Genomic DNA, 13256 nt, shown 5'->3' on the forward strand with positions numbered 1-13256 from the left:
TCATGGTTGGCGGGCGGCTCAGCGATCCAGCCCGAAGAACGTCTGCGTGTTGGCCGCCAGGATCTTGTGCTGCACCGCGGGCAGCAGGTCGGAATTCGACACCAGCCGGCCGACCTCCTGTTCGCCCAGCGGGTACGGATAATCGGAGCCCAGCAGCACGCGGTCCTCGCCCATCACGTCGATCAACAGCCGCAGCGAGCGCGGATCGAACACGGCGCTGTCGACGTAGAAGCGGTCGGTGTACGACGAGGGCAGTTGCGGACAGTCTTGGCGCACGATGTCGCGGTGGCGCCAGGCGTTGTCCACGCGTCCCAGCAGGAAGGCGAAGCTGCCGCCGCCGTGGGCGAAGCACAGCTTCAGGCTGCGGGGGATGCGCTCGAACGCGCCGGACAGGATCAGCGACAGGATGCCCAGCTGGGTTTCGGCGGGCATGGCGACCAGCCACGGCAGCATCCAGCGCTTCATGCGGCCGTCGGTCATCATGTCCCAGGGGTGCACCAGCACCGGGATGCCGTCGTTGGCGCAATGCACCAGGAACCGTACCAGTGTGTCGTCATCCAGGTCGCGCGGGCCGACGTGGTTGCCGATCTGCACGCCCAGGTGGCCGGCGGCGCGGGCGCGCGAGGCCTCGCGGCAGGCCAGCTCCAGGTCCTGCAGCGGCACCTGCGCCAGCGCCTTGAGGCGGCCGGGCGCGAAGGCGCAGTGCTCCAGCGCCAGGTCGTTCATGCGCGCGGCCCAGTCGGCCGCGGCCTGCGCGGGATAGGTGTAGCCGAACATCACCGGCGTGGCGCACAGGATCTGCAGGTCGACGCCGTGGCGGTCCATCTGTTCGACGCGCAAGGCCGGGTCCCACAACGTGGCGTCGACCGGGCGGAAGGGGCGGTCGCCGGCCATGATCTGGCCGGTCGAGCCATCGCCGTCGCGCCGCAGCCAGGGCGCGTCCACCGGGTCCAGCGCCGCCGCTTCCTGCCGCGTGATGGGCGGGAAGAAGTGCGCGTGCATATCGATTTTCAAGGTCATGGAAAGAAAGTTGCGGCGGGTTGGGGGGCGTTAGGCGGGCGACGGCTGCGCGGCGGAGGCTTGCGCCTTGCCGGGGTGGAGCGCGCCGCAGCCGGGGCAGGTGCGCTTTTCCTCGCTGGCATAGAAGGCCTGGAACAGCGGCGGCAGGTCGGTCACGATGCTTTTGAGCTGCACCTCGACGCGGTGCACCAGGTGGCCGCAATGCGGGCAATACCATTCGAAGCCGTCCAGCAGCCCCTGCGGGCGCTGGCGCTCGATCACCAGACAGGCGCTGCCGGTCTCGGGGCGTTGCGGCGAATGGCGCACATGCGGCGGCAACAGAAAGATGTCGCCTTCCTTCAGGTCGACCCGTTCGGGCTTGCCGTCGATCCACAGCGACAGCCAGGCGTTGCCGCGCACCTGGTAGAAGAACTCTTCCAGCGGATCGTCGTGGTAATCGGTGCGCAGGTTGGGGCCGCCGACCACGGTGACGATGAAATCGGCGTCCTGCCAGATCTGCTGGTTGCCCACCGGCGGTTGCAGCAGGTGGGCGTGGTCCTGGATCCAGCGCTGGAAATTCAGGGGCGGGCCATAGGCGGGCATGACGGTCTCCGAAAGGCTCGTGCGGACTTCGCTGAAGGCAAGTCTAGGCGGGGGAGGGGCGCGCGGCACAATAGAAATTGCGCGGTTGGATATGCGGGGTATCTATCGCGGGGTTTCCCTGAACGGGATATCCCGGATGCGGTGGCCGGCGCTCAAGCGCTGGCGGGGCGCTGCGCGGCGATCTGTTTCAGGTAGTCGACCAGCCGCAGGCAGGCCGGCGTCAGCGGCCGGTCGGCGCGGATCGAATAGCCGACGTCGCCGAACGCGCCGAAGGCGTCGGTGGGCAGGCGCGTCAGCACGCCCATGGCCAGGAACTGGGCCGCGGCGTCGTAGGGCATCAGCGCCAGCGCATCGCTGTGCATCAGGATGCCGATATTGGTCAGCAGCGACAGCGATTCGACGTGGCGCGTGGGCAGCCGCACGCCGGCATCGAAGAAGCTGCGCTCGATCGAGGCGCGCAGCGGCGAGGTGGGCGCGGGCAGGATCCAGATGTGGTCGGCCAGCTCGGCCAGCGTCACGCGCGCGGCGCCCGCGAGCGGATGGCGCGCGCCGGCCACCAGGCACAGGTCTTCGCGGTACAGCTGGTGGTGATCGACGGCCACGCCCGAGATCGATGCCATGTCGGCGCCCGGCAGCCGGCCCACCACGATGTCGACGTCGCCCGTGGCCAGCGCCGGCAGCAACTGCGCCGATGGGCCCTCGCGCACGGTGACCTGGATGCCGGGGTGCTCCGTCATCAGCCGCGCGATGGCCTCGGGCAGCAGCTTGGCCGAGGCCGCGATCAGCGTGCCCACCACCACGTGGCCACTGGCGCCGCCCAGCACCGCGTCGATGTCGTCGGCCATGTAGCGGATCTCGGCCATCATGGCGTGCACGCGGCGGCCCAGCACCAGCGCCAGCTCGGTCGGCGTGACGCCGCGGTTGGAGCGCTCGAACAGCGTCGCGCCGAAGAAGGCCTCCAGGTCGTGGATGGCCTTGGTGACGGTGGGCTGGGTCAGGTGCATTTCGCTGGCGGCGCGCGACAGCGAGCGGCGCGCCAGCACGCGCTCGAAGATCTGCAGCTGGTGCAGCTTCAGTTTGTGGCTGAGCGCGTTGGGCGTGATGCGGAAGTTCGACATGCGCGCGGCCGTCCCGGCGCGACGGCCGGGGCGGCGATCCTGTTCCGAAGGAAAAGCCGCAAGGCGGTCGGGCGCCATGGCCGCGCGCGCCGCTCAGCGCGCCTGCGGCTTGTACGCCACCGCCTTGATCTCAATCAGCAATTGCGGGTGCGGCAACTGATGCACCGCCACCGTGGTGCGTGCCGGTCCATCGGCGTCGAAGAACTCGCCGTAGACCTGATTGTAGCCACCGAAGTCGTTCATGTTGACCAGGAAAGTACTGATCTCGACCACGTCCGCCAGGCCGGCGCCGGCGCTGGCCAGGATGTCGCGGATGTTCTCGATCACCGCGCGCGTCTGCACGCGGATGTCGAGCGTGGCGGTGCCCATCGCGTCGACCTCGGCGCCAGCGATGCGGTTGTCGGGCAGGCGCGAGCTGGTGCCGGAGACGAACAGGAAGTCGCCGGCGCGCTTGATGTGGGGATACTTGCCGCGCGGGGTGGCCTTGCCGGCGACGACGCTGGCGCGGGTGGAAGATTGGGTCATGGCGTGTCCTTGGAGGCGTTGTGCATCACAGCTTGATGCAGACGTTGGTGGGCTCGGTATAGAAATGCAGCGAATGGCGGCCGCCCTCGCGGCCGATGCCCGACAGGCCGCTGCCGCCGAACGGCGTGCGCAGGTCGCGCAGGAACCAGCAATTGACCCACGCCAGGCCGACCTTCATGGCCTGCGCGACGCGGTGGCCGCGGGTCAGGTCCTGGGTCCAGACGGCGGCGGCCAGGCCGTAGCGGGTGTCGTTGGCCAGGCGGATGGCCTCCTCCTCGGTGTCGAACGGCGCCACGTGGCAGACCGGACCGAACACTTCTTCCTTGATGCAGCGCGCGCTCTCGGGCAGGCCGGTCCAGATGGTCGGCTGCACGTAGGCGCCGGCGTCGCGCGCATCGCCGAACACCGGCACGCCGCCGCCGGTGACCACGGTGGCGCCTTCCTCGCGCGCCAGCGCAAAGTACGACAGCACCTTGTCGCGGTGCTCGCGCGACACCAGCGGCCCCATGCCGGTGTCCGCGTCGTCGGGCCAGCCGATGCGCAACGCCCGCGCGCGCTCGGCCAGCGCGGCGACGAAGCGTTCGTAGATCGGGCGTTGCACGTACACGCGTTCGGTGCACAGGCAGACCTGGCCGCAGTTGGCGAACACCGAGCGCGCGGTGCCGTCGACCGCCGCCTCGAAATCGGCATCGGCGAACACCAGCGCCGCGTTCTTGCCGCCCAGCTCGAATGACACCGGTTTCACGCCCGGCGCCACGGCGCGCATGATGGCCGCGCCGGTGGCCGACTCGCCGGTGAAAGTGATGCCGTCGATGTCCGGATGCGTGGTGATGAATTCGCCCGCGGACCCGGGCCCGAAGCCGTGGGTCAGGTTCAGCACGCCGGGCGGCAGCCCGGTCTCGTGCGCGACCTCGGCCAGCAGCGTGGCGGTGGAGGGCGTGACTTCCGACGGCTTCATGATGACGGTGTTGCCGAAGGCCAGCGCCGGCGCCACTTTCCAGGTCAGCAGCAGCAGCGGCAGGTTCCACGGCGAGATCACGCCAACCACGCCCAGCGGCTTGCGGTAGGCATAGTTCAGCGCCTGCCGGCCGTCGGGCGTGTCGGTCATGTAGCTTTCCATGTCCAGCGTGCGCGCCAGTTCGGCGAAGGCGCGGAAATTGGCGGCGCCGCGCGGAATGTCGATCTGGCTGGCCCAGGAGACCGGCTTGCCGGTGTCGCCGATCTCGGCCTGCAGGAAATCGTCGAAGCGGCGGTCGATGCCGTCGGCCAGCGCCAGCAGGTGGTCGGTGCGCCTGGCCACCGGCAGCGCGGCCCAGGCCGGCAGGGCGCGATGCGCGGCGGCGACGGCGCGGTCGACCTGCTCGCGGCTGGCTTCGTGGGCCTGGGCGATCAGCGTGTGATCCACCGGACTGTGTTTGTCGAACGTGGACGCGCCGTCTTCGAAGCGGCCGTCGATATAGTTGCGCAGCTGGCGGATCGTCATGATCGGGATTCCGGGAAGGATCTCGCCTGGGGGCGGCGATAAAATACGTATACGTACTATTGTGGCGATATTAGGCAGCGCCTGGAGCGAAGTCAATGCAGGGTTTTGCCCAGGATGGCGGCGTCGGCGCCAGGGGCTGCCCGGAGCCGGCCAGCCGCCGTGCCGGACCCGCCGGGTACTGACCGCTGCGGCCTACAATCGCCAGGCCCTTTCCATGGAAAGCCCCATGACCGTTTCCCGTTCGACCTCTCGTCCGGCCCCGCCCCGCGCCTTGCGGGAATTCGACCTGACCCAGGTGGCCTCGCACCTGCTGCGCCGCGCCCACTTCCGCGCCGAGGCGCTGTTCGCGCAGGCCTTTCCCGACGAGGACTTGACGCCACGCCAGAAGGCCCTGCTGATCACGGTCTACCAGAACCCGGGCGCGACCCAGAACCGCATCGCCGAACTGATCGCGCTGGACCGCAATTCCTTCGCCGAGATGATCGCCCGCATGACCGCCAAGGGCTATGTGCGACGCACGCGCTCGGCCGAGGATGGCCGCGCCTACGCGCTGGAGATATCCGACGAGGGCATGGCGCTGCTGGCGCGGGTGTTGCCGCGTGATGCCGAGGTGGAGGCCCAGGTGCTGGCGCCGATTCCGGAGGAACTGCGGCCGGTGTTCCTGCGATGCCTGCGCCTGATGGCGGGGTTGGAGTCGCCCGCGGCGTAGTGGGCTACCGGGCGCCGCCGCTTCCAGGCTTGCCGGCGCAAGGCAGGCCGTGAGGCCGTGAAATGGCCGGATGCGGCCTCAGGGCGCGTCCGAAGGCGGAGGCCCTGCCGCAGACGTCGGGGCGGATGCCGCCGTCGCGTCCTTGCCATTGGCCTCGCGCCCGAAGCGCAGCGCGAACTGCCGCGTGAACACCGCGCCGAAAAAGAAGATCTGCGCCGAATAATAGATCCACAGCAGCAGCGCGATCAGCGACCCGGCCGCGCCGTAGGCCGACACCGCCGCGCCCCGGCTCAGGTACACGCCGATCCCCCACTTGCCCACCAGGAACAGCGCCGCCGTGACGATGGCGCCGGGAATCACGTCGCGCCACGAAATCCGCGCGCTCGGCAGCAGCTTGAAGATCACCGCGAACAGCGCCACCACCACCGAAAACGAAAACAGGCTGGAAAGCCAGTCGGCCACCGTGGCCACCGCCGACGCGGCCCACAGGTCGCCGTAGTACTTGCGCGCGGCCCCCAGCGCCGCGTTCACGGTCAGCGAAATCAACAGGAACAACGCCAGCACCAGCACCAGGCCGAACGACAGCACCCGGCTGCGGACCATGCCGTGGATCCCGCCTTTCTGGTTGCCGGATACTTCCCACAGGTCATCGAGGCTGGCCTTCAGTTCGGCGAAGGCCGTGGTGGCGCTGAAGATCAGCACGAAGATCGAGATCAGCGCCGCGATCCAGCCGCCGCCGGATTCATGGGCGCTGGCCAGCACCGTCTGGATCACCTCGGCGCCGCGCTCGCCGGTCAGGTCGCGCAGCGACGAGAACAGCTCCGAGCGCACCGCGTCCTCGCCGAAGAAGGCGCCGGCCACGGCGATGACCAGGATCAGCATGGGCGCCAGCGAAAACACCATGTACAACGCCAGCGCCGCGCCCTTGCTGGAGGCGCGGTGGGTCGACCACTGGTTGGCGGAATCCATCAGCAGCCCGCCGATCTCCGACGGACGCAGGACACGCAGGCTGTTGGGTAGGCGCATGGGTCTGGGCTCGGGCTGGGAAGCCTTCATTGTAGGGACGCATGCGCCGGCGCGAAACCATGAACTTGTTGGCAAACGTTCCGGGGCTTGGCGCGACGGCCAGGTCCGCAAAAAGAAAAACCCCCGGGGCGAAGGTCCGGGGGTCTTTCGGGGTACTGCGTGCCCCGGCCGAAGCCGGGGAGGCCATGCAGGGGAAGCGGGACTTAGAAGTCCATGCCGCCCATGCCACCCATGCCGCCGGGCATGGCCGGGGCAGCGGGCTTGTCTTCGGCCAGTTCCACAACGGCGGCTTCGGCGGTCAGCAGCAGGCTGGCGACGGAGGCGGCGTTCTGCAGGGCGGTGCGGGTCACCTTGGTGGGATCCAGCACGCCTTGCTCGACCAGGTCGGTGTACTCGCCGGTCGCGGCGTTGTAGCCGTAGTTGCCCTTGCCTTGCAGCACGGTGTTGACCACGACGCTGGCTTCTTCGCCGGCGTTGGTGACGATGGTGCGCAGCGGCTCTTCGACAGCGCGCAGGATCAGCTTGATGCCGGCGTTCTGGTCAGGCGTGTCGCCCTTCAGGTCGGTGATGGCTTGCTTGGCACGCAGCAGGGCCACGCCGCCGCCGGCCACAACGCCTTCTTCCACCGCAGCGCGCGTGGCGTGCAGGGCGTCTTCGACGCGAGCCTTCTTTTCCTTCATTTCGACTTCGGTGGCAGCGCCAACGCGAATCACGGCAACGCCGCCGGCCAGCTTGGCCACGCGTTCTTGCAGCTTTTCACGGTCGTAGTCGGAAGTGGCTTCTTCGATCTGGATGCGGATCTGCTTGACGCGCGCTTCGATCGACTTGCTGTCGCCAGCGCCGTCGATGATCGTGGTGTTTTCCTTGCCCACTTCGATGCGCTTGGCTTGACCCAGCTCGGCCAGGGTGGCCTTTTCCAGCGACATGCCGGTTTCTTCGGAGATCACCGTGCCGCCCGTCAGGATGGCGATGTCTTCCAGCATGGCCTTGCGGCGGTCGCCGAAGCCAGGCGCCTTGACGGCGGTGGTCTTCAGGATGCCACGGATGTTGTTGACCACCAGGGTCGCCAGGGCTTCGCCCTCGACGTCTTCGGCGATGATCAGCAGCGGACGGCTCGACTTGGCGACTTGTTCCAGCACCGGCAGCAGGTCACGGATGTTGCTGATCTTCTTGTCGAAGATCAGGACGAACGGATCTTCCAGCGCGGCGACTTGCTTTTCCGGGCTGTTGATGAAGTAGGGCGACAGGTAGCCGCGGTCGAATTGCATGCCTTCGACGACGTCCAGCTCGTTTTCCAGCGACTTGCCGTCTTCGACGGTGATGACGCCTTCCTTGCCGACCTTGTCCATCGCGTCAGCGATGATCTGGCCGATCGAGGAATCGCTGTTGGCCGAGATCGAGCCGACCTGGGCGATTTCCTTGCTGGTCGTGACCGGCTTGGATTGCTTCTTCAGTTCGGCGACGGCGGCGGCGACAGCCTTGTCGATGCCGCGCTTCAGGTCGATCGGGTTGAAACCGGCGGCAACGTACTTCAGGCCTTCCTGAACGATGGCCTGGGCCAGCACGGTGGCGGTGGTGGTGCCGTCACCGGCGTTGTCGGAGGTCTTGGAGGCGACGTCCTTGACCAGCTGGGCGCCGATGTTCTCGAACTTGTCCTTCAGTTCGATTTCCTTGGCGACGGAGACGCCGTCCTTGGTCACGGTCGGGGCGCCGAACGAGCGCTCCAGCACGACGTTGCGACCCTTGGGGCCCAGGGTGGTCTTGACGGCGTTGGCGAGGACATTCACGCCACGGACGATGCGCACGCGGGCGTCGTCACCGAACAGTACTTGCTTGGCAGCCATTTGTTAGCTTCCTTCGAAAATTCGTTTGAGGCAGGGTTTACTGGACCACGGCGAGGATTTCGTCCTCGCGGATGACGAGCAGCTCTTCGCCATCGACCTTGACGGCCTGGCCGGCGTACTTGCCGAACAGAACCTTGTCGCCAGCCTTCAGGTCGACCGGCAGGATCTTGCCGTCTTCGGTCTTCTTGCCGGGGCCGACGGCCACGACTTCACCCTGGTCGGGCTTTTCAGCGGCGCTGTCGGGGATGACGATGCCCGACGCAGTCTTGCGCTCGTTTTCGAGGCGTTTGACGATCACGCGATCGCCCAGGGGACGCAAGGCCATGAGGAACTCCTGTTACTAAAGAAGAAAGTGAATGATCGGTTGGGCCCGGGAGGACTGTTAGCACTCACCGGAGTCGAGTGCTAATTATAGGGATGATGTTCCGGGGTTCAAGGGGGAGAGCGGTGGCTGTTACATATGGGGCGGGCGGCAATGCGCCTTGTGGTGCGTCCCTTTTTTTGGCGGATTGAGCTGAAGGGTCCGGGGGGCGAGAGTCTGCGCAAGAAGTTCTCTCACGCCCAAGGAGCCAATACATGCCCGCCAGCCTGCGCGCAATTCAATCGGATATCACGAAGCTTCGCGTGGACGCCATCGTCAACGCCGCGAATTCCTCATTGCTTGGGGCGGAGAGTGTCGAATTTCGTTCGACTTGAGATTCGGTTCACTGAAGTTGGCACGTGGACGAGTGTAGGTTGAGGCGGCGTGTGGATTGAAAGCCCGTTCATTGGCAGGCCGTGCCTTGATCAATAGGGTATATATCCACTGAAGAGAGACTTGCTAGCATGTGTTGTGCTGTACGAAAGACATCATCGACATACAACTTGAGAAGATAGGATCATGACCCAGCCGCATTCAAGACGCCCACCCGCTTACGTACTGAAGACACGGTATACACCTGCGATGAAGCTTCTCTTTACGTTGGGCCTCGCAATGCTGGGGACCTACGCCCAAGCCGCCAGTTTTGATTGCAACAAGGCCGCGAGCACGACGGAAAAGTTGATCTGTAGCGATGCCGAGACCTCCGCGCTGGATGGCAAATTGCAGGGGGCCTATAAGGCAGCACTAGCCGCAACCGATGCCTATGGCAAGAAAGCGTTGGCTGAAGAACAGCGCAACTGGATCAAATACGCGCGTGGCATTTGTCAAGACAGCGCCTGCCTGCGGCAAGCATACACAAGCCGCATCGCCCTGCTGGCGCGTAATGAGAAACGTATTGCCAATGGCGAGGTGTACTCGGACTGCAAGCTGCCGGGCAACCAAACCGCCAGTGGCGAATGCGTCAATGTTGTGCCGATTCGTGATCCCAACTCCCGCGTGGAATCGTTCAACCAATCGCTGGAGCAGCAGAAGCAAAACGGCCGAATCATCGGTTGTAGCCGGCTGATTGATCTGCCGGTTGGCGTCGCCGGAAGTAATCACAGTTTTGGCGGTTCCTGCGTATTGCAGGAAGGCACGCAGCGCAAGGACGTGAGGATCTGCAACGACGATATGTTCGGTCATTTCCAAGTAGAGCCGTCCACGCCCCAGGATGCCTCGGACAAGCGCCTGGTCGACTTTACCTACGCGCAATGCTATGGCGGTTGATGGTAAGCGCCTGCTGCTTTTCACCGGGCGACCTTCTTCACTATGAGCGCATATTGAACCGGCCGCAGGCATGAGGCGATCGGGGCGCGGCCTTCAGTGTGCGAACACGGCCCGCTTTCGGGCCGCCGCAAGCCGCGAGCGCGTGTCCGATCGCGCTTCATATCCCGAGACCGACATGACATCGCAACCGCAACGCTTCCTGGATCATCTTGCCGCACACGGCTGGACCTTGCGGCGGACCACGTCCGAGCCGACGCCGGCGGCCGCGCCGCCGGGCGACCGGCACGGCTATGGCGCTTTCCTGGCGACGTTCACCGAATTGCACAACGCGGACCAGACACGCTGGTTCCTGAGCGCGGCCGACCACGACGGCACGGCGGACAGCGCCTTTGCCTGGCACACGCTGCGCGACATCAGCCTGGAGGCCGCGCTGGACGAGGCCGGCCGGCAGGCGGTCCTGGACTTCTGGCGGCGGCACACGCTGATCTACATGAGCGTTGCCGGTGAATACGAATTCCTGGCGATAGAGGGAGATTCGGGCCGCATCGTGCACGGCATCGAGCCGGAATTCGAGGACACCCGCGAGGTCGCCCCGAGCCTGGCGGCCCTGTTCGAAGACATGATGGCGGGCCGCGCCGCGGCCGCGCTGCTGGCCTAACGTCGTCCGCAACCCTTGGGCCGCGCGAAGGCGCCGCGACGGCGTCGAAGCGCTTGCTGTCGGCCTCATGCCTTCTCAAAAATCGTAGCGCAGCGTCACGCCGGCGAATCGTGGCGAACCGTAATGTCCATAACTGCCACCGATGCCCTGGTAGTAGGCCTTGTCGAACAGGTTGTTGATGTTCAACGTCGCGGCCAGCTTCTTGTTGAACTGGTAGCGTGCCATCAGGTTGACCACCGTGTACGCGTCCTGCTTGACCGTGCTGTCATAACGGCTGAAGTACAACGAGGTCTTCGACGTCCAGTCGACGCCGCCGCCCACCGTCAGCCTGTTCCACGCCCCACCCAGCCGGTACGTGGTCCACAGGCGCAGCGTGTCGACCGGCTGCTGGGTCAGCAACTGCGCGCCTTGCGCGTCTTCGGTTTTGGCATGGCTGAATCCCGCATGCAGGTTCCAACCCGGCAGGATTTCGCCGGCCACTTCCAGGTCGATGCCGGTGGTTCTCGCGCCTTTGGCCGCGCGGTAAGCCGCGTTGTCCGTGCCCGGCACCGTATAGCCCGCGTCCAGTTCGGCGACGTTGTCTTTCTGGGACCGGTAGATCGCCACGCTGGTGTTCAGGCGACGGTTCAGGAATTCCCCTTTCCAGCCCATCTCGTAGTTCTTGCCCACGATGGGGTCGAGCACGTTGCCATTGCGGTCCTGGGACGATTGCGGCTGGAAGATGTCGGTGTAGCTGGCATAGACCGATTGCTCGGGCGTCAGGTCGTAGACAATGCCCGCGTAAGGGGTGATTTCGCCGCGCGCGCGCAGGGTGTAGGTTTGCAGGAAGCTGTCGGCCGGGCTTTCATAGTAATAGTCGTAGTGGTAGTCGGACCGTCGGGCGCCCAGGATCAGGTGCACGTCATTGACCGGGTTCAGACGCAGCGCCGCATAGCTGCCATTCTGGCGTGACTTCACATTGAAGATCTCGCCCACGGTTCCGGTGTTGCCCGGCCGCGCCATGTTGTTGCCCCAGGTGCTGAAATCGACCGTGGACACGCCTACGTCCCAGCCTTTGTGCTTGTTCTCGTAGTGCTGGAAATTGAAGCCCGCAATGAAATCATGCGTCCGGCCGCCCAGATCGAACGGGCCCTGGATCGTCACGTCCACGCCGGTCTGGGTTTGCGTCGCGCCAGCCCGGTAGGCCAGCATGCCCGCGCGGCCCGTGGCCTGGTCCAGGAAGGAGCGGCCCGAACCCACCCGATACGAGCCGTTCAGGTTGGAGCGTTCCACGTCCATGTGGTTGGCGGCGACCTTGAATTGCCAGTCATGCGCCAATGCCTGCTCGAAGTTCAGCGTGTAGTTGGTGGTCTTGAATTCGTCGTACATCCAGCGCGCGCCCGAGCTGGTCGAGCGCGTGAAGTCCGTCCGCTGGCCGTTGGTGTAGAGCAAGGGCACACCTGGCGCGCCCGTCGCCTTGTAGCGTTGGTGGTCGATGCCGAACCGCAGCAGCGTGGTGTCCGTCAGGTCGACTTCGACCACGCCGTACAACACGTCCTTGTCCTGCGTGTAGGCGTCCATGAACGTGTGGTTGTCCTGCTTGGCGACCACCATCCGGCCGCGCAGCGTTCCGTTGCTGCTCAGAGGGCCGGAGATATCGGCTTCAGCGCGATAAAGATCCCAAGAGCCTGCTCCCACCTGCGCGTAGGCCTGGAACTCGTGCGTGGGGCGCTTGCGGATCAGGTTGACGGTGCCGCTGGGGCTGCCGGCTCCCGTCATCAGGCCGGTGGCGCCGCGCACCACTTCCACGCGGTCATACAACGCCATGTCGAGCAAGGTGCTCGGCATGGTGCGTGACTGGTTCACCTGCGTGGTGGTCACGCCGTCCAGTTGATAGGTATCCATGGCGCTGCCGCGCGAATAGATGTTGAAGCGTTCGCCGCCATCCTGCGACATGGTGATGCCCGGCGTCTGGTGCAGCACGTCGGTCATGCTGTTGAGCTGCTGATCCTCGATCTGCTGCCGGGTGATGACGCTGATCGATTGCGGCGTTTCCCTGATCGACAGGTTCATCTTCGTCGCGGTGTTGCTGACGGGCACCGTGTAGCTGCCCGTGCCTTCGCTGACGGGCGCGTCGAAGCTGCCGAACACGGCGACCGGTTCCAGGACTGCGGCTGCGTTCGCATCAGCGCTTTCGGCGCGCAGGGTGTACGCGTTGTCGCTTTGCCGGACAGCCCGCAGCCCGGACCCGATGAGCAGCGCCTGGAAGGCTGCCTGCACCGTGTAGCGGCCCTGCAGGCCAGCCGTGGCCTTGCCTTGCGTGAGCGTGCCCGGCGCGGTCAGGAACACGCCGGCGTCCGCGGCCAGCTGGTTGAGGGCGGCGGTCAAGGGGCCGGCCGGGATGGCATAGTCGCGTGTGTCGTTGGCCTGGGCTTGCGCCGTCGGTGCCCACGCCGCCGCGCCGCCGGTCAGGCCGGCAACGGCCAGGTGCAGGGTAAGCGCGAAGGGCCGGATGGCAAAACGCGGGGCGGTATCGGGCGCGCGGTCGGCGCGCAGGCGGGTACGGCGAAACATGAGATGAAAGTCCCTCAAGGCGTGGTGGTGAGCAGCGAGAGGGAAACCGTCGGCGGGTAGGCCTGATCTTCTCTCATTCCGTAAATCGGATGAGATTCAAAAACCCGAACT

Annotated in this window: 12 protein-coding genes and 1 pseudogene; 4 read left to right on the forward strand and 9 right to left on the reverse strand. The window is 65.9% G+C overall.

Going from position 1 to position 13256, the window contains the following annotated elements; genetic code table 11:
* Positions 1–18 precede the first annotated feature (18 nt).
* The 5 genes from DK459_RS08945 to DK459_RS08965 all read right to left on the reverse strand — a co-directional run bounded on the left by DK459_RS08945 (position 19) and on the right by DK459_RS08965 (position 4728).
* Positions 19–1020 (reverse strand): amidohydrolase family protein, encoded by a 1002-nt coding sequence (locus DK459_RS08945; protein ID WP_049054024.1) that lies wholly within the window; start codon positions 1018–1020, stop codon positions 19–21.
* A gap of 30 nt (positions 1021–1050) precedes the next feature.
* A complete protein-coding gene (locus DK459_RS08950; RefSeq protein WP_020926369.1) occupies positions 1051–1602 on the reverse strand; it encodes a 3-hydroxyanthranilate 3,4-dioxygenase in 552 nt (183 codons plus the stop codon).
* Between the two features lie 152 nt (positions 1603–1754).
* A complete protein-coding gene (locus DK459_RS08955) occupies positions 1755–2798 on the reverse strand; it encodes a LysR substrate-binding domain-containing protein (protein ID WP_006385971.1) in 1044 nt (347 codons plus the stop codon).
* Between the two features lie 15 nt (positions 2799–2813).
* Positions 2814–3245: a RidA family protein gene (locus DK459_RS08960; RefSeq protein WP_047991850.1), complete on the reverse strand. Its 432-nt coding sequence runs from the start codon at positions 3243–3245 to the stop codon at positions 2814–2816.
* A gap of 25 nt (positions 3246–3270) precedes the next feature.
* Complete coding sequence (locus DK459_RS08965) at positions 3271–4728, reverse strand: 2-hydroxymuconic semialdehyde dehydrogenase (protein WP_110134643.1); 1458 nt, start codon at positions 4726–4728, stop codon at positions 3271–3273.
* Between the two features lie 226 nt (positions 4729–4954).
* Here DK459_RS08965 and DK459_RS08970 point away from each other — a divergent pair, with 226 nt between their 5' ends.
* Entirely contained in the window at positions 4955–5437 is a 483-nt protein-coding gene (locus DK459_RS08970) for a MarR family winged helix-turn-helix transcriptional regulator (protein WP_102949848.1), read from the forward strand.
* Positions 5438–5515: 78 nt separating this feature from the next.
* On the opposite strand, the gene DK459_RS08975 is transcribed toward DK459_RS08970, so the two are convergent.
* From DK459_RS08975 to groES, 3 genes are all read right to left on the reverse strand, one after another.
* Positions 5516–6463, reverse strand: coding sequence for a YihY/virulence factor BrkB family protein (locus tag DK459_RS08975; RefSeq protein ID WP_054448289.1), 948 nt, complete (start codon positions 6461–6463; stop codon positions 5516–5518).
* 203 nt (positions 6464–6666) lie between these two features.
* Complete coding sequence (gene groL, locus DK459_RS08980) at positions 6667–8307, reverse strand: chaperonin GroEL (protein ID WP_006385976.1); 1641 nt, start codon at positions 8305–8307, stop codon at positions 6667–6669.
* A gap of 37 nt (positions 8308–8344) precedes the next feature.
* Positions 8345–8632, reverse strand: coding sequence for a co-chaperone GroES (gene groES, locus DK459_RS08985; RefSeq protein WP_006385977.1), 288 nt, complete (start codon positions 8630–8632; stop codon positions 8345–8347).
* Positions 8633–8883: 251 nt separating this feature from the next.
* On the opposite strand from groES, the pseudogene DK459_RS08990 reads away from it, so the two are divergent.
* The 3 genes and pseudogenes from DK459_RS08990 to DK459_RS09000 all read left to right on the forward strand — a co-directional run.
* Positions 8884–8988: pseudogene (locus DK459_RS08990) on the forward strand (O-acetyl-ADP-ribose deacetylase); the annotation flags it as partial.
* Positions 8989–9187: 199 nt separating this feature from the next.
* Positions 9188–9934 carry a lysozyme inhibitor LprI family protein gene (locus tag DK459_RS08995; protein WP_232296004.1) on the forward strand — a complete coding sequence of 249 codons (747 nt, stop codon included), beginning with the start codon at positions 9188–9190 and terminating at the stop codon, positions 9932–9934.
* A 175-nt stretch (positions 9935–10109) separates the two neighbouring features.
* Positions 10110–10592, forward strand: a complete 483-nt coding sequence (locus DK459_RS09000) for a hypothetical protein (RefSeq protein ID WP_035182091.1) — start codon at positions 10110–10112, stop codon at positions 10590–10592.
* Between the two features lie 75 nt (positions 10593–10667).
* On the opposite strand, the gene DK459_RS09005 is transcribed toward DK459_RS09000, so the two are convergent.
* Complete coding sequence (locus DK459_RS09005; RefSeq protein ID WP_110134644.1) at positions 10668–13145, reverse strand: TonB-dependent siderophore receptor; 2478 nt, start codon at positions 13143–13145, stop codon at positions 10668–10670.
* Between the last annotated feature and the right edge of the window lie 111 nt (positions 13146–13256).

Origin of the sequence: Achromobacter sp. RW408 (assembly GCF_003184165.1) — a bacterium.
GTDB lineage: Bacteria > Pseudomonadota > Gammaproteobacteria > Burkholderiales > Burkholderiaceae_B > Achromobacter > Achromobacter xylosoxidans.

What these genes read in the sequence shown, in the direction of transcription:
- DK459_RS08945 (WP_049054024.1), bottom strand. Translation starts at nt 1,020, where the DNA reads ATGACCTTGAAAATCGATATGCACGCGCACTTCTTCCCGCCCATCACG.
- DK459_RS08950 (WP_020926369.1), bottom strand. Translation starts at nt 1,602, where the DNA reads ATGCCCGCCTATGGCCCGCCCCTGAATTTCCAGCGCTGGATCCAGGAC.
- DK459_RS08955 (WP_006385971.1), bottom strand. Translation starts at nt 2,798, where the DNA reads ATGGCGCCCGACCGCCTTGCGGCTTTTCCTTCGGAACAGGATCGCCGC.
- DK459_RS08960 (WP_047991850.1), bottom strand. Translation starts at nt 3,245, where the DNA reads ATGACCCAATCTTCCACCCGCGCCAGCGTCGTCGCCGGCAAGGCCACC.
- DK459_RS08965 (WP_110134643.1), bottom strand. Translation starts at nt 4,728, where the DNA reads ATGACGATCCGCCAGCTGCGCAACTATATCGACGGCCGCTTCGAAGAC.
- DK459_RS08970 (WP_102949848.1), top strand. Translation starts at nt 4,955, where the DNA reads ATGACCGTTTCCCGTTCGACCTCTCGTCCGGCCCCGCCCCGCGCCTTG.
- DK459_RS08975 (WP_054448289.1), bottom strand. Translation starts at nt 6,463, where the DNA reads ATGCGCCTACCCAACAGCCTGCGTGTCCTGCGTCCGTCGGAGATCGGC.
- groL (WP_006385976.1), bottom strand. Translation starts at nt 8,307, where the DNA reads ATGGCTGCCAAGCAAGTACTGTTCGGTGACGACGCCCGCGTGCGCATC.
- groES (WP_006385977.1), bottom strand. Translation starts at nt 8,632, where the DNA reads ATGGCCTTGCGTCCCCTGGGCGATCGCGTGATCGTCAAACGCCTCGAA.
- DK459_RS08995 (WP_232296004.1), top strand. Translation starts at nt 9,188, where the DNA reads ATGACCCAGCCGCATTCAAGACGCCCACCCGCTTACGTACTGAAGACA.
- DK459_RS09000 (WP_035182091.1), top strand. Translation starts at nt 10,110, where the DNA reads ATGACATCGCAACCGCAACGCTTCCTGGATCATCTTGCCGCACACGGC.
- DK459_RS09005 (WP_110134644.1), bottom strand. Translation starts at nt 13,145, where the DNA reads ATGTTTCGCCGTACCCGCCTGCGCGCCGACCGCGCGCCCGATACCGCC.